Source organism: Sulfitobacter sp. HI0040, from assembly GCF_001634885.1.
Lineage (GTDB): Bacteria > Pseudomonadota > Alphaproteobacteria > Rhodobacterales > Rhodobacteraceae > Sulfitobacter.
In genome coordinates, this window is sequence record NZ_LWEX01000341.1 from 1 (window position 1) to 229 (window position 229).

Below are 229 nucleotides of genomic sequence, written 5' to 3' on the forward strand. Positions count from 1 at the left end.
AGATTTGACGCACCAGACCTCCCACCAGATCGTGTCGGACGGGTTTTGCGGCAACGCTTCCAGATCATCGGTCCAGAAGGTTTCGAGACGTGCCTTTCGGATCGCTTCAATCGGCTCCACAAAGGGCTTGTTGGGTGGGTTTTGCCCTTTCTCGGTTAGTTCGCCTGTCTGGTAATCAGTCAGGATGCTTTCGAGCACATCTTTAGCCTCTTCCGGGACGAACAAGCCC

Annotated in this window: 1 protein-coding gene; it reads right to left on the bottom strand. The window is 54.6% G+C overall.

Going from position 1 to position 229, the window contains the following annotated elements:
- Positions 1-198: hypothetical protein (locus tag A3728_RS14890; RefSeq protein ID WP_201722337.1), on the bottom strand; the 198-nt coding region annotated here is incomplete at its 3' end.
- Positions 199-229 lie beyond the last annotated feature (31 nt).